We start from the raw sequence: 21,418 nt of genomic DNA on the forward strand, positions 1-21,418 counted from the left end.
CGGTGATCGCGCTGGCGTTGCTCGCCATCGCCTCGGGCGGAATCGATACCCTGCGCAAGGGATGGATCGCGCTGCGCCACTTTTCCCTCAACATGAATTTCCTGATGTCACTGGCCGTCATCGGTGCCGCCGCCATCGGACAATGGCCCGAGGCGGCCGTGGTCATCTTTCTGTTCGCGGTGGCCGAGATGATTGAGGCATTGTCGCTTGACCGCGCGCGCAATGCGATCAAGCAGTTGATGGCGATGACGCCCGACACCGCCACAGTCCAGGAAATGGACGGGACGTGGATCGAGAAACCTGCGTCCCAAGTCAGTATCGGGGCGCTGGTGCGCGTCCAACCGGGGCAACGTATCGCGCTCGATGGCGTGGTCACTCGCGGCCAGACGACGGTCAACCAGGCTCCCATAACGGGCGAAAGCATGCCGGTAGCGAAGCAGCCTGATGATGCCGTGTTTGCGGGGACAGTCAATGAGCATGGTGAAATCGAGTATCGCGTCAGCGCCGCCCAAGGTGACTCGACGCTGGCCCGTATCGTTCGCAGCGTCGAGCAGGCCCAGGGCGATCGCGCACCGACGCAGCGTTTCGTCGATGAATTTGCCCGGTACTATATTCCGGCGGTAGTGGCGCTGGCGGTTTTGGTGGCACTCGTCGTGCCATTCGTGCTGGGCGTTCCCTTCCGGCCATGGCTGTACAAGGCGCTTGTTCTGCTGGTGATTGCCTGCCCGTGCGCCCTTGTCATCTCCACGCCAGTGACCGTTGTCAGCGCGCTGGCGGCTGCGGCCCGCCACGGCATACTGATCAAGGGCGGCGCCTACCTCGAACAAGGCCGCAAGCTCAAGGTCGTCGCGCTGGATAAAGCCGGCACCATCACCTTGGGCCTGCCGTCAGTAACTGATGTGCGGGTGTTGGATTCCGGCGACGAGGCTACGCCATTGCGCCTGGCCGCGAGCTTTGCCATGCGCTCCGATCATCCGGTATCGGCCGCAGTGGTCGAATACTGGACCCGCACCGTTCCAGGCGGCGCCTTGCTCGATGTCACCGACTTTATAGCGCTACCCGGACGCGGGGTCAAAGGTGTAATCGAAGGCCAGTCCTATTGCTTCGGTAATCACCGCATGATGCAGGAACAAGGCATGTGCGACGGTGCGCTCACGGCCGCGCTTGAGGAGTACGAGCGCAGCGGTAAAAGTGTCGTGGTGTTGAACTCGGCCACGGCGCCGCTCCTCATTCTGGCAGTGGCGGACACCCTGCGCAAGACCAGTGCTGCCGCGATTGCCTCAATGCGTGACATGGGTGTGCATGTCGCGATGCTGAGCGGTGATAACGCGCACGCCGCCGCCGCGATCGGCAAGCAAGCCGGCATTGCCGACGTACGCGGCAGTTTGCTCCCGGAGGACAAGCTCTCCGCCATCCATGAACTGCGCGCGATACGGCTACGTGGGCATGGTGGGCGATGGCATCAATGACGCCCCTGCACGGGCCAGCGCGGATATCGGCTTCGCCATGGGGGCGGCGGGTTCCGATACCGCGCTCGAAACTGCCGACGTGGCGTTGATGGACGACGACCTGCGTAAGCTCGCCGCCTTCCTGCACCTGAGCGCGCGTACGCGCACGGTGCTCTTGCAAAACATTATTCTGGCACTGTCGATCAAGGCCGTCTTCCTGGTGCTCGCCCTAACAGGTCAGGCGACATTATGGATGGCGGTGTTCGCGGACATGGGCGCTAGCTTGCTGGTCGTGTTTAATGCACTACGCATACTGCGCAATATTAAATAACGCAACCGCTGTGGCGGCGCCTGCGGTGCTCAGCGTTCCGGGGGCTGCGACGGCGCTGCGCGCCTGACTGGACGTTAGCGGCATCGCGGCCGGTCCGGTGCATCTGTTAATCAGCAAGTGCGGTGAGCTGGCCGCGATCTCCCTGGGCGTGGGTAGCGTCAACCCGATCCCGATGCATGCGCGACGCTCGCTGAGCTAGATTGTCTGCCGGAATTGTCCAGTCACAGCCTGCGGCGTGGCATGGCCACCAGCGCCCACGGCGCTGGCGCGGATTTTCGCGATATCAAGTGACAAGGTGGTTGGCGCCACGATGGCAAGGTTCACGGCTTGCCGTGCTCCATTTATCAGGGCCACGCACGCGTTCAATTTCCTGTCGCGTCTTGCGTCGGGACTACCGACGGCGTCGCGTCCGGTGTCTTGCTGACAGGCGGTGCAGGCGTCTTTGCGGCTGCGGACGCGGCCGCAGCTTGTTGCATACGTTCGAGTTTTACCTTGCGTCCGTGTTCGATGATCTGCCAATCCGGACCGGCAAAGGCCGGTAAAGTCGCGCCCATCGCGATTACACTAATAAGGGTTGGAAGTAAGCGTTTCATGTTCAGGTCCTCTATATAGATACAGCGAAAAAATAAGTCGAAGCAATTTGCATCGGTGAGCTGTATTAGACCGCGTTGATGTATCTCATCTGTTTCGAAGAACGCCTTTCATGCAATCTTGTGTATCCGGATGCCGTTCGGATACATTGAGAAACGTCCGGATTGGCTGACTTTGCTCATATGGAAACCATACGGTCCGAACTTTCTACGTTTGCCATGCGGGGACGGAGGCTGAAGGTCCAGTCTGCGGCAAAATGGGCTGCGAAACACAGGAAGAAACAGACCTACCGGCGAGGAAGGCATCAATCTCTGTACCTGAGGCCTCAAGCAGGAGTTCATCACGCCGCACTGCCCGCAGCAAAACGGAATGGTGGAGCGTGTGATCCGTACCTTGAAGGAGCAGTGCACGCATCGGCACCGCTTTGAGACATTGCAGCACGCCAGCCGCGTGATCGGCGACTGGATTCAGTTTTACAATCACAAGCGCCCGCATCAGGCGCTCCGCATGCAAACCCCTGCGGCTGCTTTTTCATTGGCCGCGTAAGTTGAGCAGATTTCGCTGGGTCATTACATTAGTTGCGGTAGAGTGGATTCGGCGCCACGTACACCCGCACGCCGTCCGTATCCAGGCCTTCGAGTGCAATTGCGGCCAGACTGAAGCTCCCGCTTGGACGCAGTGTATCGAACTGTCAGGTGAACGCCTTGCCATCCGCCTCGAAGGTAATGACATCGCCCTGGTCAACGTTAACGCTTTTGGTCGCCGCGGTGATCCGCGAGGCGGCGTGCTGAGGTCCATACCCGGCGCAAGTTCTACGATCTGCATTCGGCGCGGTCGACGGTGCTGACCATCGAGGCGTTGTGCCGGATCGCCGAATTGTATGTGATCGAGGCCGAGATCCTGGGCAAGCCGCCCGATGAACGAAGACGGATTCGGCAGGCCCCGTTCGCGTCCCTTGGTCGATGACCCGGAACGCTGGCTGCGCGCCACGCTCGAAACGCTTTCGCGCAAGTCCGACACGGCCGCTGCAATCCTGTACGCGCCCAAAATCTGGCCGGCGCTGCCGCGCCATTGCGATGGCGGCGCCATCAAGTTTGACAACTCGGCGGACGAACGCGCCTCGCGAGGCGGGGTGATCGGCCGCCGCAACGCCCTGTTCGCCGGCACTGAAACGGAGGCGCGCGCCTCCACGATCTACTCCTTGATCGCGACCGGCGCTGGTGCTGGCCGGCTTACCGCCTATGTGTGAAAACGTACAGACTGAGGAATGAAGTTCATGCATGGTGATAAAGGGAAGGTCTGTAGCATGGTTGTACCATTTCCCCCTTAAAGGTTGGACGTGAAGGTCAGATCCTGTGCTTTTTGATGTAGATCAATCTATTTTCTTGTTCTGTCTTCTAGCATGGCTTCATTGACGTCGGACAGGAGATTAGCATGGATCATGATCATCAGTCACATCAAGTAGCGAACGAGAAATCTATATTTAAATGGACTTTCATCGGTTTTCTCATCGTGGCCGGCTACTTTCTCGTCACGGAACATAGAGCCCACCTAGGCGGCGTATTAAATTACCTGCCCCTTCTGCTACTGGCGGCATGTCCGTTGATGCATCTATTCATGCACCATGGCCACCATGACCATGATGGTCACAGCGAACAACTACCGCCGCAAAGCGACAAGGGTGAGAGAAAATGAACCAATCCAACAGTCCGGCGTATGGTTTGTGGTCGCTCGCAATCATCAACTCGCTGGTGTTTATTATCTTCGCCTTTAGTTTTTCGAAGCCTAAATCGCCGCGGGATTGGCGTACGTTTGGTGCATTCTCGGCATTTTTAGTTGCCCTATTTACTGAAATGTATGGCTTTCCGCTGACGATCTATCTTTTTTTCAAGTTGGCTTTCACGGCACTTCCCAAGCGTGAACTTCTTGTCGCATGACGCGGGACATCTGCTGGAAGTGCTCTTCGGCTGGAGTGGAAATCCGCATTTCGGACCATTTCATGTTACCAGCAACATTTTGATTGCTGCAGGCTTCTGGCTATTGGCATCAGCCTGGCACGTTTTATTCGAAGCCCAGCGACAACACAAATTGGCAACAACCGGCCCCTACGCACGCGTGCGGCACCCTCAATATGCCGGTTTTGTTCTCATTATGACGGGATTTTTATTGCAATGGCCTACACTTATAACGGCCGTTATGTTTCCAATCCTCGTATTCATGTACGTGCGCCTGGCAATGCGAGAAGAACACGAAGCGTTTGCGGAATTCGGCGAGCAATTCAGCTCGTATGCGACCAAGACGCCAAGGTTTTTCCCACATATTCGCTCTCTTCCCACAAAAAAGGCTCTGTCGTAGACATTCGGAAAAGTAATTGCGACGGTAATTTGTCGATGGATATGCAGTGACGGGAAATTGAAAATCTGGAGAATTCAAGTGCGTACATTATGGGTGATTTTGACAGCGACGCTGATGCTAGCCATTTCTGGTTGCGGCTACAATACATTGCAAAGCAATGACGAACAAATCAAATCAAGTTGGTCTGACGTTATCAATCAGCACCAACGTCGTGCTGACTTAGTTCCCAATCTTGTGAATACGGTAAAAGGGTTTGCCGCACACGAAGAGGCGGTGTTTCTTGGCGTAACCAGTGCCCGCGCAAAAGTCGGCAGTATCCAGGCAACTCCAGAACTAATCAACAATCCCGCTGCCTTTGCGAAGTTTCAGGCTGCCCAGGGCGAGCTAACGGGGGCGCTCTCTAAGTTACTAGTGGTTTCTGAAAACTATCCTCAGCTAAAATCTGACGCCAACTTTCGTGATCTGCAGGCCCAATTAGAAGGCACTGAAAACCGTATTACGGTTGCGCGCAACCGTTACATCAAGTCGGTGCAAGAATTCAATGTAACGGTCCGTTCTTTTCCGTCCAATTTGACAGCGATGGCGTTTGGATACACTATCAAACCCAACTTCACAGTGGACAATGAAAAGGAAATCGCAAGGCCCCCGACGGTGGATTTCAATTCCGCGCGAGCCAAACTCCCAGATGACGCTAATGGAGCCGGAAAGTGAAAGCCGCACGCAGGACAGGGGCGACGCTGCTTGCATTTATGCTCTGCTGGTCGTTCGTAGTCGGCGCACAGATTCCGGTCCCGGCTTTGACCTCCCGTGTCACCGATCAGACGTCCACCCTTACTGCGGAACAGAAGGCAACTCTAGAGCAGGCTCTACAGTCCTTTGAGACCAAAAAAGGTACGCAACTCGCCGTACTTATTATTCCGAGCACCGCCCCTGAGCCGATTGAACAATATGCGTTGCGTGTCGCGGAGCAATGGAAGTTAGGGCGAAAGAAAACCGATGACGGCGTCATCCTGGTCGTTGCCAAGAACGACCGCGCGCTGCGCATCGAAGTTGGTTACGGCCTGGAGGGGGCGCTCAATGATGCCGCCAGCAAACGCATCATTAGCGAAATTATTACCCCCCGATTCCAGCGAGGCGATTTTTATGGGGGGATTACCGCCGGGATCATTCAAATCATCGGCGTCGTCGACGGTGAGACTTTTGCCGCCCCCCATAGAGCGTCCTCCAAGTGTCGCAGAGGTTCAGCGGTACGCTCCCGTCCTCTTCATCCTTTTACTCGGCGTAGGCGGAGCGCTGCGCTTGATGCTAGGGAAATTCCCTGGTGCGATTATCACGGGAGGGGCAGTCGGCGTTGTGGCATGGCTGCTAGTAGGTGCAGTCTCCATTGGATTCGGCGCAGGCTTGCTTGCGCTCTTGTTCACCTTATTCAGCGGAGGCATGGTCCGGCGGGGAATTGCAGGCCATCCAAGGGTATTTGGGAGCAGTGGATTGGGCGGTGGATTGGGGGGAGGTTTTAGTGGCGGCGGTGGCGGCTTTGGCGGCGGTGGCGCGTCGGGGAGATGGTAGTCATGGACATCCAACGTATCGTGAGACATCTGTTCGCACCGTACTGGCGTCTGGGTCGTACTTTTCCCCGCGAAACATTGCTCGCGATTGAGGAGGCAATCAGAGCCAGTGAAAGCATGCATGCCGGAGAAATTCGCTTCGTCGTGGAGGGGACCTTGGACAGCACCTCGCTTCTCAAGGGACAAACGGCCAGTGAGCGCGCAATTGACGTGTTTTCTCTTTTGCGGATTTGGGATACAGAGAACAACAACGGGTTGTTGATTTATGTGCTGCTCGCCGACCGGGCCGTGGAGATTGTTGCTGATCGAGGAATTCATGCCAAGGTCGGTGCCCAGGTATGGGAGAAGATTTGCCGCGAGATGGAAGACGCCTTCCGGGCAGCGAACTACGCAGATGGTGTGGTCAATGGAGTGCGGGCAGTGACGCAGCAGCTGAGCAAGCACTTTCCAATGCAAGACCCACGCCGAAATGAGTTGCCGAACAAGCCAGTACTAATGTAACCGCCATCAAGAATGGCGACTTCTTATTGAATATTTATTGGGAGCATCTCCATGCAATCTGAAACTCTTAAAATATCCGGCATGACATGTGGCGGTTGTAGCAGCAAAATCAGTAATGCGCTGAAGGCACTTCCCGGGGTTGATGAGGTTCGTGTATCGCTCCCAAATGGCGACGCCATTGTGCAATTCGACGAGACACTGACTTCCCCCGATCAACTGAAATCGGCCGTGGAAAAGGCCGGCTACCGAGTAAGCGATGCCGCTCAAGTCCGCCCTGGAAAGGCCGGCTGCTGCGGCTAGTCGGCGTCCACCGGAGAGATGTGTCGATATGAATAGCGATCCAAAGCCGTCACGGGCAATATCTAGACTTTCTATGGCGACACTTCTGTTCGCTGTTCTAACCGTGTCGCTCGGCTTTGGTATCGTTCTGCCACTTCTACCCAATCTGATCGAGCGGCTCGTGGGCGCGGAAGTTCACATCGTTCAAGTTTCCAGGCATACAGGACTGTTGACTGCGGCATACACCCTTTCGCTCTTTCTCTTTGCCCCCCTGTGGGGACGCCTATCCGATCGACATGGTCCACGTGGTGTGCTGCTGATTGGTCTAGTTGGCTTTGGCGTGACCATGGTGGTATTTTCGTTCGCAGAAAGTCTTGTTGAGGTGTATGCGGCACGACTTCTCAGTGGCATGTTTGCCGCAGCAGTCACGCCGGTGGCGGCGGCGACTGTCGGCAACACCGCTGCGACCGAGCAGGGGCGCGCTCGTCGACTGGCATTCGTCAGCATGGCCGGGATCACTGGATTCCTGCTCGGGCCGATGTTAAGCGTGCTGCTTATGCGCCTTGCCAAGGATTCTTTTTCCTTCACTGTGACGCCCGGATCGGTCGCGATTCCGCTCGTTGCGACAGCTCTTTTCGCCACGCTGGCGGCCGTTGCTGTCGCATTCACCGTGCCAACCGGAAAAGGCGAACGCCCACAGCGGACTCGTGCTGCCTCTGTCGACGAGAGCGCCTGGCTCCTGCCGAGGTTGCTCGCTCTGACCTTTATTGTTTCGGCCGGCGTGGGAGTGTTTGAAGTCGGCCTTGCGCTGCGCGGCCGACAAGAACTCGGCCTGGCTCCTTTTCAGATCGGCCTCATGTTCAGCGAGTGCAGCCTGGTCATGTTCGTGATGCAGGCGTGCGTTTTCTCACCCTGGTTCAAGCCAGAAGCGACCCGTTGGTTAATAGCGCCCGCCCTGATTGCGCTGGCAGTTGCCTTGTTCCTGGTGCCGCGTGCCTCGGATTTCACGTGGATGCTCATCGTGATTGGCGCGGTCGCGGCCAGCGCAGGTATCCTTTCCCCGATTTTGACGTACTGGATTTCGGCCAAGGCTGGCAGTGCGCAAGGATGGGAACTTGGCAAGCAGGCCGCGGCTGCCAGTCTGGGGGTCACGCTGGGTTCCGCAGGTGGCGGACTACTGTTTAACAGCACCTTGCCGGGAGCATCTTTCGTCCTCACGGCGGGCCTCACAGCGCTCGGCGTCCTAATCAGCCTGGGATTGCCAGCATACTCTTGGGCCGCGAAATGCATGCGCGCGTGCGGTGTCAGCATGACACGGTCAATTTTGATGAGGCGAACACTGAGTCCGGGCGACGTTCGATTTCCACCAGCCGTTCTGGACTGCGCGAGGCGACCGATTCCAGTACGCGACCTTCGAGGGGACAGACATGAATACTGATATAAGCGATATACGCCAAGGGAAAATTCTCGATCATCGCCACGCGACACCGGTAACGCAAGGTGTCGCAGTGGGAACAGGCAATGCCCGATATACCTGCCCGATGCATCCTGAGATCATACGTGATGCGCCGGGTAGCTGCCCTAAGTGCGGCATGACTTTGACACCGATTCTGGAAACCGTCTCGCGTGCAGCCGCCGAGTACACCTGTCCCATGCACCCCGAGGTTCGTAGCGCGCAGCCTGGAAATTGCCCCAAATGCGGGATGGCGCTGGTAGCGATCGCCGGCACGGGCGCGGCGGACAATGTCGAATTGCGCGACCTCAGGCGACGACTATGGATCGGCGTCGCACTGTCAATCCCCTTGCTTGTGCTGGCAATGTCGCCGATGGTCGGCATCCACGAGTTGTTCGGCCTCCAGCCACGGCCACGCGGCTGGATCGAATTTTTGTTAGGCACCCCGGTCGTACTATGGGTTGGTTGGCCCATCCTACGGAAATTCTGGCTCTCCATCGCAACCCGCGCGCTCAATATGTACACATTAATCGGTCTCGGTGTTGGACTGGCATACGTATTTAGCCTCATTGCAGTGCTATTTCCTGGTTTGTTCCCAACGGAGTTTCGCGAACATGATGGCGCGGTAGGCACCTATTTCGAGGCTGCCGCGGTGATCGTTACCTTGGTCATCCTTGGCGACTTCCTGCAGTTGCGGGCAATGGGCCAGACCAGCAAGGCGATCGAGCAACTATTAAAGCTCGCGCCCAATCTGGCATGGCGTGTTGCTGACGACGGCAGCGAAGTGCAAGTCCCACTGGAGACAGTGGTGGTTGGCGATCGCTTACGCGTGAAGCCGGGCGAAAAGCTGCCCGTCGATGGGACGGTACTCGACGGCACAAGCAGAGTGGACGAGTCGATGATTACCGGAGAACCAGTGCCGGTGGCCAAGGTTGCGGGCGCCAAAGTCACCGGTGCGACAGTCAACGGCAACGGCGCTTTGCTAATCCGCGCCGAGCGTGTGGGCGCGGACACGCTGCTGTCGCGCATCGTTCACATGGTGGGCGAGGCGCAACGTACACGTGCGCCGATCCAGCGGCTGGCCGACATTATCGCCGCCTATTTCGTCCAGGTCGTCGTGGCCATCGCTGTCGTAACAGCCATCGCATGGTGGATCCTCGGGCCGGAGCCGCGACTCGGGTATGCCTTGATCAATGCCATCGCCGTGCTGATCATCGCCTGTCCTTGCGCCGTTGGATTGGCCACGCCCATCTCGATGACGGTGGCCATGGGCCAAGCCGCGCGCGTGGGCATTCTGTTTCGCAACGCCGAGGCGATCGAGCACATGCGGGACATCGATACGTTGGTGGTGGACAAGACCGGCACGCTGACGCTGGGCCATCCGGCCTTAACTGATTTTGTCGTCGATGGCATGTCAGAAAGCGAAGCGCTGGCACTCGTCGCAGGGGTGGAGCAGTTGTCCGAACACCCGATCGGGTTGGCTATCGTTGAAGGAGCGAAGGCGCGTGGCCTGGCGCCGAAACCGGCTGACGCCTTCGCGGCCAGCAATGGCCTCGGGGTGCATGCGAATGTCGATGGAAAATCAGTGTTAGTGGGTAGCCGCGGCTTTCTGACACAGCAGGGTATCGATACGCAGCAATGGCATGAGCGTGCCGAAGCTTGGCGCGCCCAGGCGAAAACGGTCGTGTTGTTTGCGGTGGACGGTCGTGCCGCTGGCATGGCCGCTGTGGCGGATCCGATCAAGGAAGGCACGCAGGAAGCGATCACTACGCTCAAGCAAACTGGGGTACGTGTGGTGATGCTCACAGGGGATTCCGGCAGCACTGCTGAAGCCGTTGCGCGACAGCTTGGCATAGATGAGGTCCTGGCAGAGGTTCTGCCCGAAGACAAGGCCGGACATGTAAAGCGCTTACAGTCTGAAGGGCGCCAGGTTGCGATGGCGGGCGACGGCATCAACGATGCGCCGGCGTTGGCCCAGGCAAATGTCGGCATTGCCATGGGAACGGGTACCGACGTTGCGATGGAAAGTGCCGGTGTCACGCTGGTCAAAGGCGACCTGCGCGGTATTGCGCGCGCCACGGTGTTGTCGCGTGCCACGATGCGCAATATCCGCCAGAACCTCGTCTTCGCGTTTGGCTACAACGCGCTCGGCATTCCGGTTGCTGCCGGTGTGCTCTACCCGGCTTTCGGCCTATTGTTGTCACCGATTTTCGCTGGTGCCGCAATGGCGCTGAGCTCGGTGTCCGTGGTTACCAACGCCTTGCGTCTCGCCCGGGTGAAGCTGTGACCGCAGCGCCCATTAACACCCGAATTTGGTCTGCAACGTCCCTGCGAATGATCTCGCCGCCGACAGCGCGAATGCTGTGATAGCACACATTTTTGCAACCCTGAAGGAAAGACCACCATGAAAACCTCAATACTATTTGCCGCAATCGTCGCCTGCGCCCTGTCGGCACCTATCGTATCAGCGCAAGAAAAAACTGTTCCGGTCACGTCGTCGATGGGTATGAACAAACAGATGCAGGAGAATATGAAGGAAATGCAGCACCAGATGGAAAAGTTCCAGGCAACAACCGACCCGAAGGAACGCCAAAAACTGATGCAGGAGCACATGCAGAGCATGCAGGAAAGCATGAAGGAGATGCACGGCATGGGTGGCTCGATGATGAGCAGTGACCAGCACGGCGGCGTGACAAAGGGCGACCATAAAAACATGGCGAAAGGCGACATGATGAAGCATCACGACATGATGGAAAAACGCATGGACATGATGCAGATGATGATGGAGCAGATGGTGCAGCATCAGAAGGCGCAGGAAACGACGCGACAGTGACTCACAAACCGATGTTCAGCGGGGCGCCCATGGCCACCGAATTCGACATGAAAAAGCTGACAACCCCACTCTTGCTTTATATGCTGGGGAAAGAGCTGCGATTTCCATTATTGTTTCTTCTGCGCTGTAAGCTCACGGCCGATTCAAAAAAACGATCGACAAGCGATTTCCACATGAGCTAGTCGAACTCGCCGCGTTGCCGGTTTGGGTCTATCTAAATCTCAAGAAGAAAATTGGGCAACGCAGGGCGTTCGAGATTATGCGTGTCGTACTGCTAACCGGCGGTACGGCCGCGCAAAACCTGCAATTTGACACCGTTCGCAAGGAGCGAAACTTTCAGAACTTCTCGGCATTGGAGATCGAGAATAACCGCACCGGCCTGGTTCGATGGAACAAGATGGAAGTCGTCGAGCGATCTGCTTTACTACATCTGATGCTGGCCCGCCATTTGTTCGATCAGCTGCTGCATCAGATTCTGATGTTCGACAATCCATTCTTCGTGGTGCTGCATGCTCATGCCGGGGCCAGGCGCCATTGCCTTTATTTTGCCCATGATCTCTTCCATCATTTTCATGTGCTGAGCCATCAGCGTTCGCCGTTCCGTTCCATGGGCCACCTGTGCGGCAATCAGTTTTTGCTTGGCGATTGCAGTCTGACGCTGGACATATCGCAAGCTCTCATCCGGGGCGCCTAGCGCGCTGCCGGCCACAAGTGTGAAGCCAATGAAAACGGCTGTTGCAAGGCTGGATTTCATATCGCATCTCCCGATAGTGAGCGCATGGCTGCGCATGCGACCACCATACTCACGCTGATCTTCAACTTCGATGATCTGGATCAAATTTGGGCGGGAATGGCAGGAATAGGAGCGCTCGGGAAGCAGCACGCGCGTTAGTTTGGTACTCCACATTTATAGGAAAAAAACGTCTTGACCTTCCCATTGTGGCAAGCCTTAGCCTCGCGATAACTTGCAGACTCATTCTGGCCGCAAAGAGCGAAAGCTTGACAGTCCGAGCAAACCTGCTTAGGCTAAAAAGAGACAATAGATTTACATTTTTCATGAAAACCTCCGCCAGGACGCGCATTTTGACCTCTATCGTTGCGATCTTCAGCATGCTGTTCATGCAGCTGGCTGTTGCGGCGTATGCGTGCCCGGGTATTTCAAGGGACAGTGCCAATCTCATTGCTTCGGCAGATCTACAAATGGCTGACATGCCAGACTGCGAGAGCATGGATCCCGCACAGCCAGCGCTTTGCCACGTGTTTGCGCATGGTGAGCCGTCCAAACAGTCGCTGGACAAATCGCCTATCCCCGATGTTCAGCCCTTCGTGCCACTGGCGCTGGTAGCCGTATTGTCGACTCTCGACGTCGTTTCGCTGCCTGAGGCAGCACCATTCGCGCCACTCACGTTGGCACGGCCGACAGCTCCGCCAATAGCCATCCGTAACTGCTGCTTCCGCTTTTAACTTTCCAGACTGCTTAGTTCGCCATCGCAGCAGCGCCGTCGGCGCGTGTGGTGTTGTCCATCGCATTCTGGAGGTTCCATGTCATCCCCTTTATTCGCGCGTTCTAGTGCGCGTACTTTCCGTTTCCACCTGCTATCCAAGGGCGTTGTCGTGCTCTCGCTCGTCGCCTGTGCACGTGGCGCGCTCGCTGCGCCACAGTCGCTCACGCTCGGCGAAGCCCAACAACAAGCGGTCGCCCGCTCCTACCAGCTGACAGCCCAAAATCAAGCAACTACCGCAGCACGCGAGATGGCGGTCGCAGCCGACCAACTGCCCGATCCAGTCCTGAAAGCTGGCATCGACAATTTGCCAGTCAGCGGTCGCGACCGTTTTAACGTAGGCAGCGACTTCATGACCATGCGCCGGGTCGGCATATCACAGGAGCTGACGCGTGCCGACAAACGGCATTGGCGTTCCGCACGCCTGGAACGCGAAGCGGACAAGGCGCAGGCGCAAAAAGACGTCGCAACTGCAGCCATCCAGCGTGATACCGCTGTGGCATGGCTGGAGCTCTACTACACGCAGCGGATGGCTGAGTTGATCGCGGATCAGACGACCGTGGCTCGGCAAGAAATTGAAGCTACCGAGGCGGCCTATCGCGGCGGCCGCGGCAGCCAAGCCGATATCCTCGCCGCGCGCTCCGCGCTGCTGGCATTGAACGACCGCAATAGTGAAATTGGTGGGCGCTTACGTGTCGCCCAGACCAAACTGGGCCGCTGGACCGGCGTTACGGGTGAGGTCACTTTGGATGGTGCTCCTGACGTCGAAAAGATTCGGCTAGACCCCGCCACGCTCGACACGGATCTCGCTCACCATCCGCAGATCGCCGTGATGAACAAGCAAGAAGACATAGCGCAGGCCGAGGCAAATCTGGCGCGGGCGAACCGACAGCCTGACTGGAGCGTCGAGATTGCGTTTCAACAACGCGGCTCTGCGTATTCCAACATGGTGTCAGTGGGCATTTCGGTGCCACTGCAGTGGGACCGGAAGAACCGGCAAGACCGCGAACTGAGCGCCAAGCTCGCAACGGTCGAACAGACGAAGGCCGAGCGCGAAGAACTACTGCGCGAGCATGTCGCCGAGGCGCGCGCCATGCTCGCCGAATGGCAGAGTGGCCGGGAACGCATTGCGCGCTATGCCAGCCAATTGGTCCCGCTGGCTGGCGAACGTAGCCAGGCGATGCTCGCTGCGTACCGGGGCGGCAAGGCAACACTGGCCGATGTACTCGCCGCGCGGCGCAGTGAAACTGAGGTTCGCTTGCAGGCCCTTGCCCTGCAAATGGACACAGCGCGCCTGTGGGCCCAACTTAATTTCCTCTTTCCAGTAGACGGGAGCGGCTCGCATCCCGTGGCATCCCGCAACCAGGAATCGCAATGAAGAACAAGAACACACTCGCACTATTGATTACTATTGCTGTCGCTGCCGGCGGCTACGGCGCGTATCGATTCGGCCTGCGCCAGGGCACGCAATCGGCGGCGATGCATGCCGATGCTGCCGCGCCAGCCGGGGAAACGGTCAACAGTGGCCAACCCGGCAAAAAACCACTGTACTGGCATGACCCGATGGTGCCTGGCCAGAAGTTCGACAAGCCGGGCAAATCACCCTTCATGGATATGCAACTGGTGCCAGTCTATGGCGGCGAGGACGGCGACGACGGAAAAGTCGCCATCAGCCCGCGGCTGCAACAGAACCTGGGCGTGCGCACCGCGGCTGTCACCACGGGCAAGCTGGCCGGGAACATCACTGCCGTCGGCAGCGTGGCCTATAACGAGCGTGACGTGGCCTTGATCCAGGCCCGCAGCAATGGATTCCTTGAACGCCTGTACGTGCGGGCGCCACTCGACCCGGTCAGCAAGGGCCAGGCGCTGGCCGATCTCTGACGTCCCCGACTGGATCGCGGCGCAGGAAGAGTATTTGGCGGCCCGCCGCATGCAAGGAGCCGATACGGCATCCTTGATTGACGGGGCCCGCCAGCGGATGCGCCTGGCCGGCATGACCGAAGGACAGATCCGGCTCGTGGAATCGAGCGGCAAGGTCAATCCGCGTGTCACGATTTCAGCCCCCACCAGCGGCGTCGTGGCGGAGCTTGGCGCCCGTGAGGGCATGACCGTGACCGTCGGGGCACCGCTTTTCCGCATCAACGGACTCAGTACGGTATGGGTGAATGCGGAGGTGCCCGAGAGCGTGGCTGCGCGAGTTCGTCCCGGCGACGCTGTCGAAGCGCGTGTCCAGGCCCTGCCCGGCAGCGTCTTCAAGGGCAAGGTCGGCGCCATCCTGCCTGAAGTCAATACGGCGACCCGCACGCTGAAAGCCCGCATTGAGCTGGTGAACACGAACGGACGGCTGGTGCCGGGCATGTTTGCCACGCTCGCATTCGCCGCGGGCGATGCTCCCGCGGTCCTCCTGGTGCCGTCGGAGGCGGTCATCCAGACTGGCAAACGCAACGTCGTCCTGTTGGCGCAAGAAGGCGGGAAATTCCTGCCAGTGGACGTGGAACTCGGTGGCGAAGCCAACGGCTTGACGGAGATCCGCAAGGGCCTGGCTGCCGGGCAACAAGTGGTCGTCTCCGGCCAATTCCTGGTTGACTCCGAAGCCAGCCTGAAGGGAGTTATCACCCGCATGGGCGACGCTCCGCCATCCGGCACAGAAAAGCGGTTCCACTCCATCACGGCGAGGGCAAGGTGGAACAGATTGGGAAAAATGACATCACGATTTCGCATGGCCCTATCGCCTCCCTGCAATGGGGGCCGATGACGATGCCCTTCAAACTGCCAGCGGCGGGCCTGCCGCGCAATGTCAGCAAAGGTGACCAGGTCGCTTTCGACGTCAAGCAGCGCCAGGATGGCAGCTTTGAAATTGCGGCGATCGCGCCGACTGCGGACGCGCCGCCCGTCAGCAACCGCCCTATGCCCGCTCCCATGAAGGGCGAGATGACAATGCCCAAGCCGCCGGCGGGAGTCGCGAAATGATCGCCAAACTAATCCGCTGGTCGATCACAAACCGCTTCCTGGTCTTGCTGGCGACGGTCTTTCTTATCGCCTGGGGAATATGGTCGCTGGCGCGCACCCCGCTGGACGCGATCCCCGACTTGTCGGATGTGCAGGTCATCATCCGCACCACTTATCCTGGACAGGCACCGCAAATCGTCGAGAATCAGGTCACCTATCCGCTGACCACCACCATGCTCTCCGTGCCGGGAGCCAAGACGGTGCGCGGTTATTCCTTCTTTGGCGACTCCTTCGTCTACATTCTGTTCGAGGACGGCACGGATCCCTACTGGGCCAGGTCACGTGTCCTCGAGTACCTGAACCAGGTACAGTCCCGCTTGCCGGCGCAGGCGAAAACCGCGCTCGGCCCGGACGCAACGGGCGTCGGCTGGATCTATGAGTATGCGCTGGTCGACCGTAGCGGCAAGCAGGATATTTCGCAGCTGCGTGCGTTCCAGGACTGGTTCCTGAAGTTCGAACTCAAGTCAGTGCCCAACGTCGCCGAAGTGGCCAGCGTCGGCGGCATGGTGCGGCAGTACCAGATCGTGCTCAACCCCGACAAGCTGCGCGCATATGGCATCCCGCATGGCAAGGTGATCGACGCAGTGCAGCGCGCCAACCAGGAAGCGGGCGGTTCCGTGCTCGAGCTAGGCGAAGCGGAATACATGGTGCGTGCATCCGGCTTCCTGCAGTCGCTTGACGACTTCCGCAAGATCCCACTCATGACGAGCGAGGCCGGCGTATCGGTGCGCCTGGGCGATGTCGCCCACGTCCAGCTGGGCCCCGAGATCCGCCGCGGAGTCGCCGATCTCAATGGCGAGGGGGAAGTGGCAGGTGGTGTGATCGTCATGCGCTCCGGGAAAAACGCACTCGAAACCATCGATGCCGTCAAGGCCAAACTCGCCAAGCTGAAAGCGAGCTTGCCCGCTGGCGTTGAAATCGTCCCCGTATACGACCGTTCCAGCCTGATCAAGCGCGCGGTCGAAAACCTCGAGCACAAGCTGATCGAGGAATTCATTGTCGTCGCGTTAGTCTGCGCGATTTTCCTGTTCCATATCCGGTCGGCGCTGGTGGCAATTGTCTCGCTACCGCTGGGCATCCTGATTGCCTATATTGTGATGTCCTACCAGGGCGTGAACGCCAACATCATGTCGCTGGGCGGCATCGCGATCGCCATCGGCGCTATGGTCGACGCTGCAGTGGTAATGATCGAGAACGCCCACAAGCATATCGAGGCGTGGAACCATGCCAACCCTGGCCAGAAACTGGCCGGCGAGGCGCAGTGGACGGTGATTGGGGATGCGGCGGCCGAAGTCGGCCCGGCGCTGTTTTTCTCGCTGCTGATCATCGTGCTCTCCTTTATCCCGGTGTTCACGCTGGAAGCGCAGGAGGGACGCCTGTTCGCACCGCTGGCATTCACCAAAACCTATGCGATGGCGGCGGCGGCAGGCCTGGCTGTCACGCTGATTCCGGTTTTGATGGGTTACCTGATTCGCGGCCGTATTCCCGATGAACAAGAGAATCCATTAAACCGCTTCCTGATCGCGCTGTACCGGCCCTTGCTGGAAATCGTGCTGCGACGACCCAAGGTGACCTTGGTTGCCGCTGGCCTGATCGCGATCGCTACTATCTGGCCCATGTCACGCCTGGGCGGCGAATTCATGCCACCCTTGGATGAAGGAGACTTACTGTACATGCCGTCCGCGTTGCCCGGCGTGGGCGCAGGCAAGGTGGCCGAACTGCTGCAGCAGACTGACCGCCTGATCAAGACCGTGCCGGAAGTGCAAAGCGTATTTGGCAAAGCCGGCCGGGCAGAGTCGGCCACCGACCCTGCTCCCCTCGAAATGTTCGAGACGACGATCCAGTTCAAGCCGCGCGATCAATGGCGGGCCGGCATGACGACCGATAAGCTTGTCGAAGAACTTGACCGTATAGTCAAAGTGCCTGGCCTGTCGAACATCTGGGTCCCGCCGATCCGCAACCGCATCGACATGCTGGCGACCGGTATCAAGAGTCCGGTCGGCGTCAAGGTGGCCGGCACCAACCTGCAGGAGATCGATCGCATTACCGGAGAGATCGAGCGCGTCGTCAAGCGCGTGTCCGGCGTGTCGTCGGCCCTTGCCGAACGGCTCAATGGCGGGCGCTACATCGATGTGCAGATTGACCGCGATGCCGCGTCGCGCTACGGCTTGAATATCGCCGACGTGCAAAGCGTCGTGTCGAGCGCCATTGGCGGTGACAACATTGGCGAGACGGTCGAGGGCTTGCAGCGCTTCCCAATCAACGTCCGCTACCCGCGCGAGGTGCGCGACTCAGTCGAGAAGCTGCGCGATCTGCCGGTCCTGACCGAACGCGGCGCACAGATCCGGCTGGGCGACGTCACCAATATTCGGATCACCGATGGTCCGCCCATGCTCAAGAGCGAGAACGCGCGCCTGTCGGGTTGGGTCTACGTCGACATTCGCGGACGGGACCTCAGCTCCGCCGTGCACGAGATGCAGCAGCTCGTTACCAAAGAAGTGGCGCTCCCGCCGGGCTATTCGGTGTCCTGGTCCGGCCAGTTCGAGTATCTGGAACGGGCCACCGCAAAACTCAAAATCGTTGTTCCCGCCACGCTGCTGATCATTTTCGTGCTGTTGTACCTGACCTTCAAGCGCGTCGATGAAGCCGCCTTGATCATGGCCACCCTGCCGTTCGCGCTGGCCGGAGGCATCTGGCTGCTGTGGGCGCTCGGGCACAACCTGTCGGTCGCCAGCGGCGTCGGCTTCATCGCACTCGCCGGGGTGTCGGCCGAATTCGGCGTGATCATGCTGCTGTATCTGAAGCATGCGTGGGAAGCGCGGCTGGCGAAGGGTGTGCCCGGCGAGACCGACCTGCTTGACGCCATACGGGAAGGCGCCGTGCTGCGCGTCCGGCCAAAGGCGATGACCGTCGCCGTGATCATCGCGGGCCTGGTGCCAGTGATGATTGGATCGGGCACGGGTTCCGAGGTCATGCAGCGGATCGCGGCACCGATGGTGGGCGGGATGATTACTGCGCCGCTCCTGTCCATGTTCGTGGTGCCGGCCGTGTATCTGCTAATTCGGCGCAGGTCTATTCGAGCTGTGTCCGCATTGACGACGAGGAGCGATTAGCCATGAAGCGAATTGCCGTGTCGCGCACCGCACGATACATCGTGTTTTGTCTGCAGTTCCTGTTCTTACTGTCCGGAGAGCCGTTGACCAGCGCTGCTCAGGGTATGCCATCTCGGACAGAGATGCGCGCAATGGGTCTAGCTGACGCGGTGTCGTGGAAGATGCCGGCGGCAGATTGCCGGTCATTCGCCTTTTGCTGTCTTGCTCCACCGGTCCCGGCGCGTGTATTTGACACTCTGGAACGATTAGATCCCGAGTGCATGTCGACGGAGTGTCGATTTGAAGTCGACAGCGACACGTTTTACTTCTGCGCTGCGGACGACATTATCGTCAACAGTGGCGTTGCGCGTGCTGTATTGCTGTTGGCAAAACTAGATCGCGACCGCACTTTCCCGATCCGATTTGATTGTATGAGGTGCCACCATGAACATTCTAAGACCAGCTTTATCGATGCTCGCCGTCGCTTCTGCGCGTTCTGCACGCGCCACCGATGTTTCGTCGTTGAGTAATCCGCGCCACTTGCGCCATCAGCAGTGCAAGGGATCGACGATGGCGCCAATTTCTACGCCACAAATAGCAACGTCAGAACGCCCTGCCCATCCACGCAGGCGGACAAATGAAGACCGCCATTTGCCCGCGGCACGCGCCACCGGCAGATGGCTAAACATATCACTACCTTATTAACGCCTGTGCCCAAGAGGGGCACTAAGCACTAACCAACTAGATAGGAGTTCATCATGAACAAGCTCTTCACTACATTGACAACCCTTGGCACCGCCATGATCCTGACGGCTTGTGCCAGTACGGACGGACCGAAACGTCTTGCGCTGCCACTCGATCACGGCCCGCGCGCGCAAACAACGCCCTGGGAAAACAAGCAACGCATTCTGCGTGCCAAACAGGAAGCGAAAGCCAAGGAGAATGCCGAGAAATCGTCGCAAGATCCGAATAAATAAGCGCCACGCGATTTCCCCAAGGGTTCTTCCCTTGGGAATTTCCGAGTGAATCGACGATGGTCTTGTTGTGCACATCGCGAACAGAGTCTCATGCAGCAGATCCATCCCAACAAATCCTGGAGAACGGCCATGAACAAAACGACACAACTGACGTCCATTTCCTTGTTGATGATATTCGTTGATGCCTCGTCTGCGCAATCGCAACGTACCGATCCAGTGAAACCCGAATCCTCGTCAGCGGCGGCAGCATGGCCCGTATCTGGCATTTGGATGCCAGCCGATGCCAAAGATGCCGGCGCGCTCACGGGAGAAAGCTGGCTGTCGGGAGTGAAGGTGCGCGGCTGGATTGACGGGTATTACGTAAACAACCGCAACCGCCCTGACCGCGCCACTGTGGATGCGAACCAGGGGGCGTCGGCGGTGAAAGGATCGAACGTGAGCATTGAAGGACGGACCTTCGACATTCAACGTAACCGCCCATCGTTCTCGCTTGCGGAAATCGAGATCGAAAAGATTCCCGCCGTTGGCGGTTTCGGTTTCAAGCTTGACCTGGCTGCCGGCGAGACTCAGAACACGATCGCAAATACGATACGTGGCGCGATAGGTCCCACTGCCTCGCGAAGCACCGTTGTCGGTCCTGGCAAAAACATCCAGCATGCTTCCATCAGCTATCTTGCGCCGATCGGTAGTGGTTTGCGTCTTGATGCCGGAAAACTGGTGACGCATATCGGCGCTGAAACGATCGAGACTGCGAAGAATTGGAACTATTCTCATGCGTTCTTTTTATACCTACGCAATACCGTTTCAGGACACTGGGGTACGCTTGAACTATGCATGGAGCGACACGCTGTACACGGAACTCTACATAGTGCAAGGCTGGAACGTCACGAGCGACAACAACTCGGGAAAGTCGTGGGGACCGAGCGTCGGCTGGACTCCGACGCCTTGGTTGTCCATCGTTGCCAACTATTTGGAGGGACCGGAGCAGAACAACAACACCGCCAATCGAAGGAAGTTATTCGACATGCAGTTGACCGCCGGTCCTTTTAATCGGCTTACTTTCATGCTGAACTATGACCGCGCAAGAGAGGCACGTGTTCCGCCAGCAAACGGCAACGATGCGCGATGGTACGGAACGACTCTCTATGCCAGATACAAGATCAACGATACGTTCGAACCAACCGTGCGGATCGAAGACTATCGCGACCCTGATGGCTTCACAACGGGGCTCGCTCAGACTATGCAGGGATACACGCTCACATGGAATACCAAGGTGGCGGTCGCGCCAACGACCCTGATCATGCTGAGACCCGAAGTGCGTTACGACCGTTCAACTGCTGATTTCTTCACAAATGGAAACCGGTTTCGCAGTGGACGATCACAACTTACGTACGGCATAGGAGCCACGTTGATTTTCTAATCGAATTCGCACAACTAATTTCCGCTCTCTTGATTGATTTCAAATTTCTTACCACTGAAAGG

At 58.3% G+C, this 21,418-nt stretch carries 22 protein-coding genes and 4 pseudogenes; 24 read left to right on the plus strand and 2 right to left on the minus strand.

The features are described from left to right. Nucleotides 1-2 precede the first annotated feature (2 nt). The gene (locus ACHMW6_RS25320; protein WP_395400957.1) at nt 3-1,469 is read left to right on the plus strand and encodes a heavy metal translocating P-type ATPase; all 1,467 of its coding nucleotides are present in this window, start codon (nt 3-5) and stop codon (nt 1,467-1,469) included. Then, the gene (locus ACHMW6_RS25325; RefSeq protein ID WP_395400959.1) at nt 1,447-1,779 is read left to right on the plus strand and encodes a hypothetical protein; all 333 of its coding nucleotides are present in this window, start codon (nt 1,447-1,449) and stop codon (nt 1,777-1,779) included. Before ACHMW6_RS25320 ends, ACHMW6_RS25325 begins: the two co-directional genes overlap by 23 nt. A gap of 362 nt (nt 1,780-2,141) precedes the next feature. Here the strand turns inward: ACHMW6_RS25325 and ACHMW6_RS25330 are convergent, their stop codons facing one another. After that, nucleotides 2,142-2,372, minus strand: coding sequence for a hypothetical protein (locus ACHMW6_RS25330; RefSeq protein ID WP_395400961.1), 231 nt, complete (start codon nt 2,370-2,372; stop codon nt 2,142-2,144). Nucleotides 2,373-2,703: 331 nt separating this feature from the next. On the opposite strand from ACHMW6_RS25330, the pseudogene ACHMW6_RS25335 reads away from it, so the two are divergent. The 12 genes and pseudogenes from ACHMW6_RS25335 to ACHMW6_RS25390 all read left to right on the plus strand — a co-directional run. Then, a pseudogene (locus ACHMW6_RS25335) lies at nt 2,704-2,916 on the plus strand (integrase core domain-containing protein); the annotation flags it as partial. Nucleotides 2,917-3,210: 294 nt separating this feature from the next. Then, nucleotides 3,211-3,336, plus strand: a complete 126-nt coding sequence (locus tag ACHMW6_RS25340) for a hypothetical protein (protein WP_395400963.1) — start codon at nt 3,211-3,213, stop codon at nt 3,334-3,336. Further along, on the plus strand, nt 3,287-3,619 hold the full coding sequence (locus ACHMW6_RS25345) for a transposase (RefSeq protein ID WP_395400965.1): 333 nt from the start codon (nt 3,287-3,289) through the stop codon (nt 3,617-3,619). The genes ACHMW6_RS25340 and ACHMW6_RS25345 overlap by 50 nt, the downstream gene beginning before the upstream one ends. Before the next feature lie 185 nt (nt 3,620-3,804). Then, nucleotides 3,805-4,065 carry a DUF2933 domain-containing protein gene (locus tag ACHMW6_RS25350; RefSeq protein WP_395400967.1) on the plus strand — a complete coding sequence of 87 codons (261 nt, stop codon included), beginning with the start codon at nt 3,805-3,807 and terminating at the stop codon, nt 4,063-4,065. Next, a pseudogene (locus ACHMW6_RS25355) lies at nt 4,062-4,725 on the plus strand (methyltransferase family protein). The gene ACHMW6_RS25350 and the pseudogene ACHMW6_RS25355 overlap by 4 nt, the downstream one beginning before the upstream one ends. A 114-nt stretch (nt 4,726-4,839) precedes the next feature. Continuing rightward, nucleotides 4,840-5,436 (plus strand): LemA family protein, encoded by a 597-nt coding sequence (locus tag ACHMW6_RS25360; protein ID WP_395408708.1) that lies wholly within the window; start codon nt 4,840-4,842, stop codon nt 5,434-5,436. Nucleotides 5,437-5,474: 38 nt separating this feature from the next. Further along, nucleotides 5,475-6,291, plus strand: a pseudogene (locus ACHMW6_RS25365) (TPM domain-containing protein). A 2-nt stretch (nt 6,292-6,293) separates the two neighbouring features. Continuing rightward, complete coding sequence (locus ACHMW6_RS25370) at nt 6,294-6,791, plus strand: TPM domain-containing protein (RefSeq protein ID WP_395400969.1); 498 nt, start codon at nt 6,294-6,296, stop codon at nt 6,789-6,791. Between the two features lie 51 nt (nt 6,792-6,842). Beyond that, nucleotides 6,843-7,091, plus strand: coding sequence for a heavy-metal-associated domain-containing protein (locus ACHMW6_RS25375; RefSeq protein WP_395400971.1), 249 nt, complete (start codon nt 6,843-6,845; stop codon nt 7,089-7,091). 28 nt (nt 7,092-7,119) lie between these two features. Continuing rightward, the gene (locus ACHMW6_RS25380; protein ID WP_395400973.1) at nt 7,120-8,508 is read left to right on the plus strand and encodes an MFS transporter; all 1,389 of its coding nucleotides are present in this window, start codon (nt 7,120-7,122) and stop codon (nt 8,506-8,508) included. Continuing rightward, entirely contained in the window at nt 8,498-10,810 is a 2,313-nt protein-coding gene (locus ACHMW6_RS25385) for a copper-transporting P-type ATPase (RefSeq protein WP_395400975.1), read from the plus strand. The genes ACHMW6_RS25380 and ACHMW6_RS25385 overlap by 11 nt, the downstream gene beginning before the upstream one ends. A gap of 117 nt (nt 10,811-10,927) precedes the next feature. Beyond that, on the plus strand, nt 10,928-11,356 hold the full coding sequence (locus ACHMW6_RS25390; protein WP_395400977.1) for a hypothetical protein: 429 nt from the start codon (nt 10,928-10,930) through the stop codon (nt 11,354-11,356). A gap of 424 nt (nt 11,357-11,780) precedes the next feature. Here ACHMW6_RS25390 and ACHMW6_RS25395 read toward each other — a convergent pair whose 3' ends face one another. After that, the gene (locus tag ACHMW6_RS25395; protein ID WP_395400979.1) at nt 11,781-12,110 is read right to left on the minus strand and encodes a hypothetical protein; all 330 of its coding nucleotides are present in this window, start codon (nt 12,108-12,110) and stop codon (nt 11,781-11,783) included. A gap of 302 nt (nt 12,111-12,412) precedes the next feature. Here ACHMW6_RS25395 and ACHMW6_RS25400 point away from each other — a divergent pair, with 302 nt between their 5' ends. The 10 genes and pseudogenes from ACHMW6_RS25400 (at nt 12,413) to ACHMW6_RS25445 (ending at nt 21,356) form a co-directional block, all read left to right on the plus strand. Further along, nucleotides 12,413-12,820, plus strand: a complete 408-nt coding sequence (locus ACHMW6_RS25400) for a hypothetical protein (RefSeq protein WP_395400981.1) — start codon at nt 12,413-12,415, stop codon at nt 12,818-12,820. Nucleotides 12,821-12,970: 150 nt separating this feature from the next. Beyond that, entirely contained in the window at nt 12,971-14,236 is a 1,266-nt protein-coding gene (locus ACHMW6_RS25405; RefSeq protein ID WP_395400983.1) for a TolC family protein, read from the plus strand. After that, nucleotides 14,233-14,739 carry an efflux RND transporter periplasmic adaptor subunit gene (locus tag ACHMW6_RS25410; protein WP_395400985.1) on the plus strand — a complete coding sequence of 169 codons (507 nt, stop codon included), beginning with the start codon at nt 14,233-14,235 and terminating at the stop codon, nt 14,737-14,739. Before ACHMW6_RS25405 ends, ACHMW6_RS25410 begins: the two co-directional genes overlap by 4 nt. A 49-nt stretch (nt 14,740-14,788) precedes the next feature. Then, nucleotides 14,789-15,613 (plus strand): efflux RND transporter periplasmic adaptor subunit, encoded by an 825-nt coding sequence (locus ACHMW6_RS25415; protein WP_395400987.1) that lies wholly within the window; start codon nt 14,789-14,791, stop codon nt 15,611-15,613. Then, nucleotides 15,541-15,828, plus strand: a complete 288-nt coding sequence (locus ACHMW6_RS25420; RefSeq protein WP_395400989.1) for a copper-binding protein — start codon at nt 15,541-15,543, stop codon at nt 15,826-15,828. Before ACHMW6_RS25415 ends, ACHMW6_RS25420 begins: the two co-directional genes overlap by 73 nt. Next, complete coding sequence (locus ACHMW6_RS25425; RefSeq protein WP_395400991.1) at nt 15,825-18,980, plus strand: efflux RND transporter permease subunit; 3,156 nt, start codon at nt 15,825-15,827, stop codon at nt 18,978-18,980. The genes ACHMW6_RS25420 and ACHMW6_RS25425 overlap by 4 nt, the downstream gene beginning before the upstream one ends. Nucleotides 18,981-18,982: 2 nt before the next feature. Beyond that, on the plus strand, nt 18,983-19,489 hold the full coding sequence (locus ACHMW6_RS25430) for a hypothetical protein (protein ID WP_395400993.1): 507 nt from the start codon (nt 18,983-18,985) through the stop codon (nt 19,487-19,489). 228 nt (nt 19,490-19,717) lie between these two features. Then, nucleotides 19,718-19,936, plus strand: a complete 219-nt coding sequence (locus ACHMW6_RS25435) for a hypothetical protein (protein ID WP_395400995.1) — start codon at nt 19,718-19,720, stop codon at nt 19,934-19,936. 270 nt (nt 19,937-20,206) lie between these two features. After that, nucleotides 20,207-20,701, plus strand: a pseudogene (locus tag ACHMW6_RS25440) (outer membrane beta-barrel protein); the annotation flags it as partial. 7 nt (nt 20,702-20,708) lie between these two features. Beyond that, nucleotides 20,709-21,356 carry an outer membrane beta-barrel protein gene (locus ACHMW6_RS25445; protein ID WP_395400997.1) on the plus strand — a complete coding sequence of 216 codons (648 nt, stop codon included), beginning with the start codon at nt 20,709-20,711 and terminating at the stop codon, nt 21,354-21,356. Nucleotides 21,357-21,418 lie beyond the last annotated feature (62 nt).

It is taken from the genome of Pseudoduganella sp. UC29_106 (assembly GCF_044055365.1).
Classification (GTDB): domain Bacteria; phylum Pseudomonadota; class Gammaproteobacteria; order Burkholderiales; family Burkholderiaceae_D; genus Rugamonas.

Bases quoted from the DNA above. Each gene is read 5' to 3' on its own strand.
- ACHMW6_RS25325 (WP_395400959.1), top strand. From the start codon at position 1,447: ATGGTGGGCGATGGCATCAATGACGCCCCTGCACGGGCCAGCGCGGAT.
- ACHMW6_RS25330 (WP_395400961.1), bottom strand. From the start codon at position 2,372: ATGAAACGCTTACTTCCAACCCTTATTAGTGTAATCGCGATGGGCGCG.
- ACHMW6_RS25345 (WP_395400965.1), top strand. From the start codon at position 3,287: ATGAACGAAGACGGATTCGGCAGGCCCCGTTCGCGTCCCTTGGTCGAT.
- ACHMW6_RS25350 (WP_395400967.1), top strand. From the start codon at position 3,805: ATGGATCATGATCATCAGTCACATCAAGTAGCGAACGAGAAATCTATA.
- ACHMW6_RS25360 (WP_395408708.1), top strand. From the start codon at position 4,840: ATGCTAGCCATTTCTGGTTGCGGCTACAATACATTGCAAAGCAATGAC.
- ACHMW6_RS25370 (WP_395400969.1), top strand. From the start codon at position 6,294: ATGGACATCCAACGTATCGTGAGACATCTGTTCGCACCGTACTGGCGT.
- ACHMW6_RS25375 (WP_395400971.1), top strand. From the start codon at position 6,843: ATGCAATCTGAAACTCTTAAAATATCCGGCATGACATGTGGCGGTTGT.
- ACHMW6_RS25380 (WP_395400973.1), top strand. From the start codon at position 7,120: ATGAATAGCGATCCAAAGCCGTCACGGGCAATATCTAGACTTTCTATG.
- ACHMW6_RS25385 (WP_395400975.1), top strand. From the start codon at position 8,498: ATGAATACTGATATAAGCGATATACGCCAAGGGAAAATTCTCGATCAT.
- ACHMW6_RS25390 (WP_395400977.1), top strand. From the start codon at position 10,928: ATGAAAACCTCAATACTATTTGCCGCAATCGTCGCCTGCGCCCTGTCG.
- ACHMW6_RS25395 (WP_395400979.1), bottom strand. From the start codon at position 12,110: ATGAAATCCAGCCTTGCAACAGCCGTTTTCATTGGCTTCACACTTGTG.
- ACHMW6_RS25400 (WP_395400981.1), top strand. From the start codon at position 12,413: ATGAAAACCTCCGCCAGGACGCGCATTTTGACCTCTATCGTTGCGATC.
- ACHMW6_RS25410 (WP_395400985.1), top strand. From the start codon at position 14,233: ATGAAGAACAAGAACACACTCGCACTATTGATTACTATTGCTGTCGCT.
- ACHMW6_RS25415 (WP_395400987.1), top strand. From the start codon at position 14,789: ATGCAAGGAGCCGATACGGCATCCTTGATTGACGGGGCCCGCCAGCGG.
- ACHMW6_RS25425 (WP_395400991.1), top strand. From the start codon at position 15,825: ATGATCGCCAAACTAATCCGCTGGTCGATCACAAACCGCTTCCTGGTC.
- ACHMW6_RS25430 (WP_395400993.1), top strand. From the start codon at position 18,983: ATGAAGCGAATTGCCGTGTCGCGCACCGCACGATACATCGTGTTTTGT.
- ACHMW6_RS25435 (WP_395400995.1), top strand. From the start codon at position 19,718: ATGAACAAGCTCTTCACTACATTGACAACCCTTGGCACCGCCATGATC.
- ACHMW6_RS25445 (WP_395400997.1), top strand. From the start codon at position 20,709: ATGCGTTCTTTTTATACCTACGCAATACCGTTTCAGGACACTGGGGTA.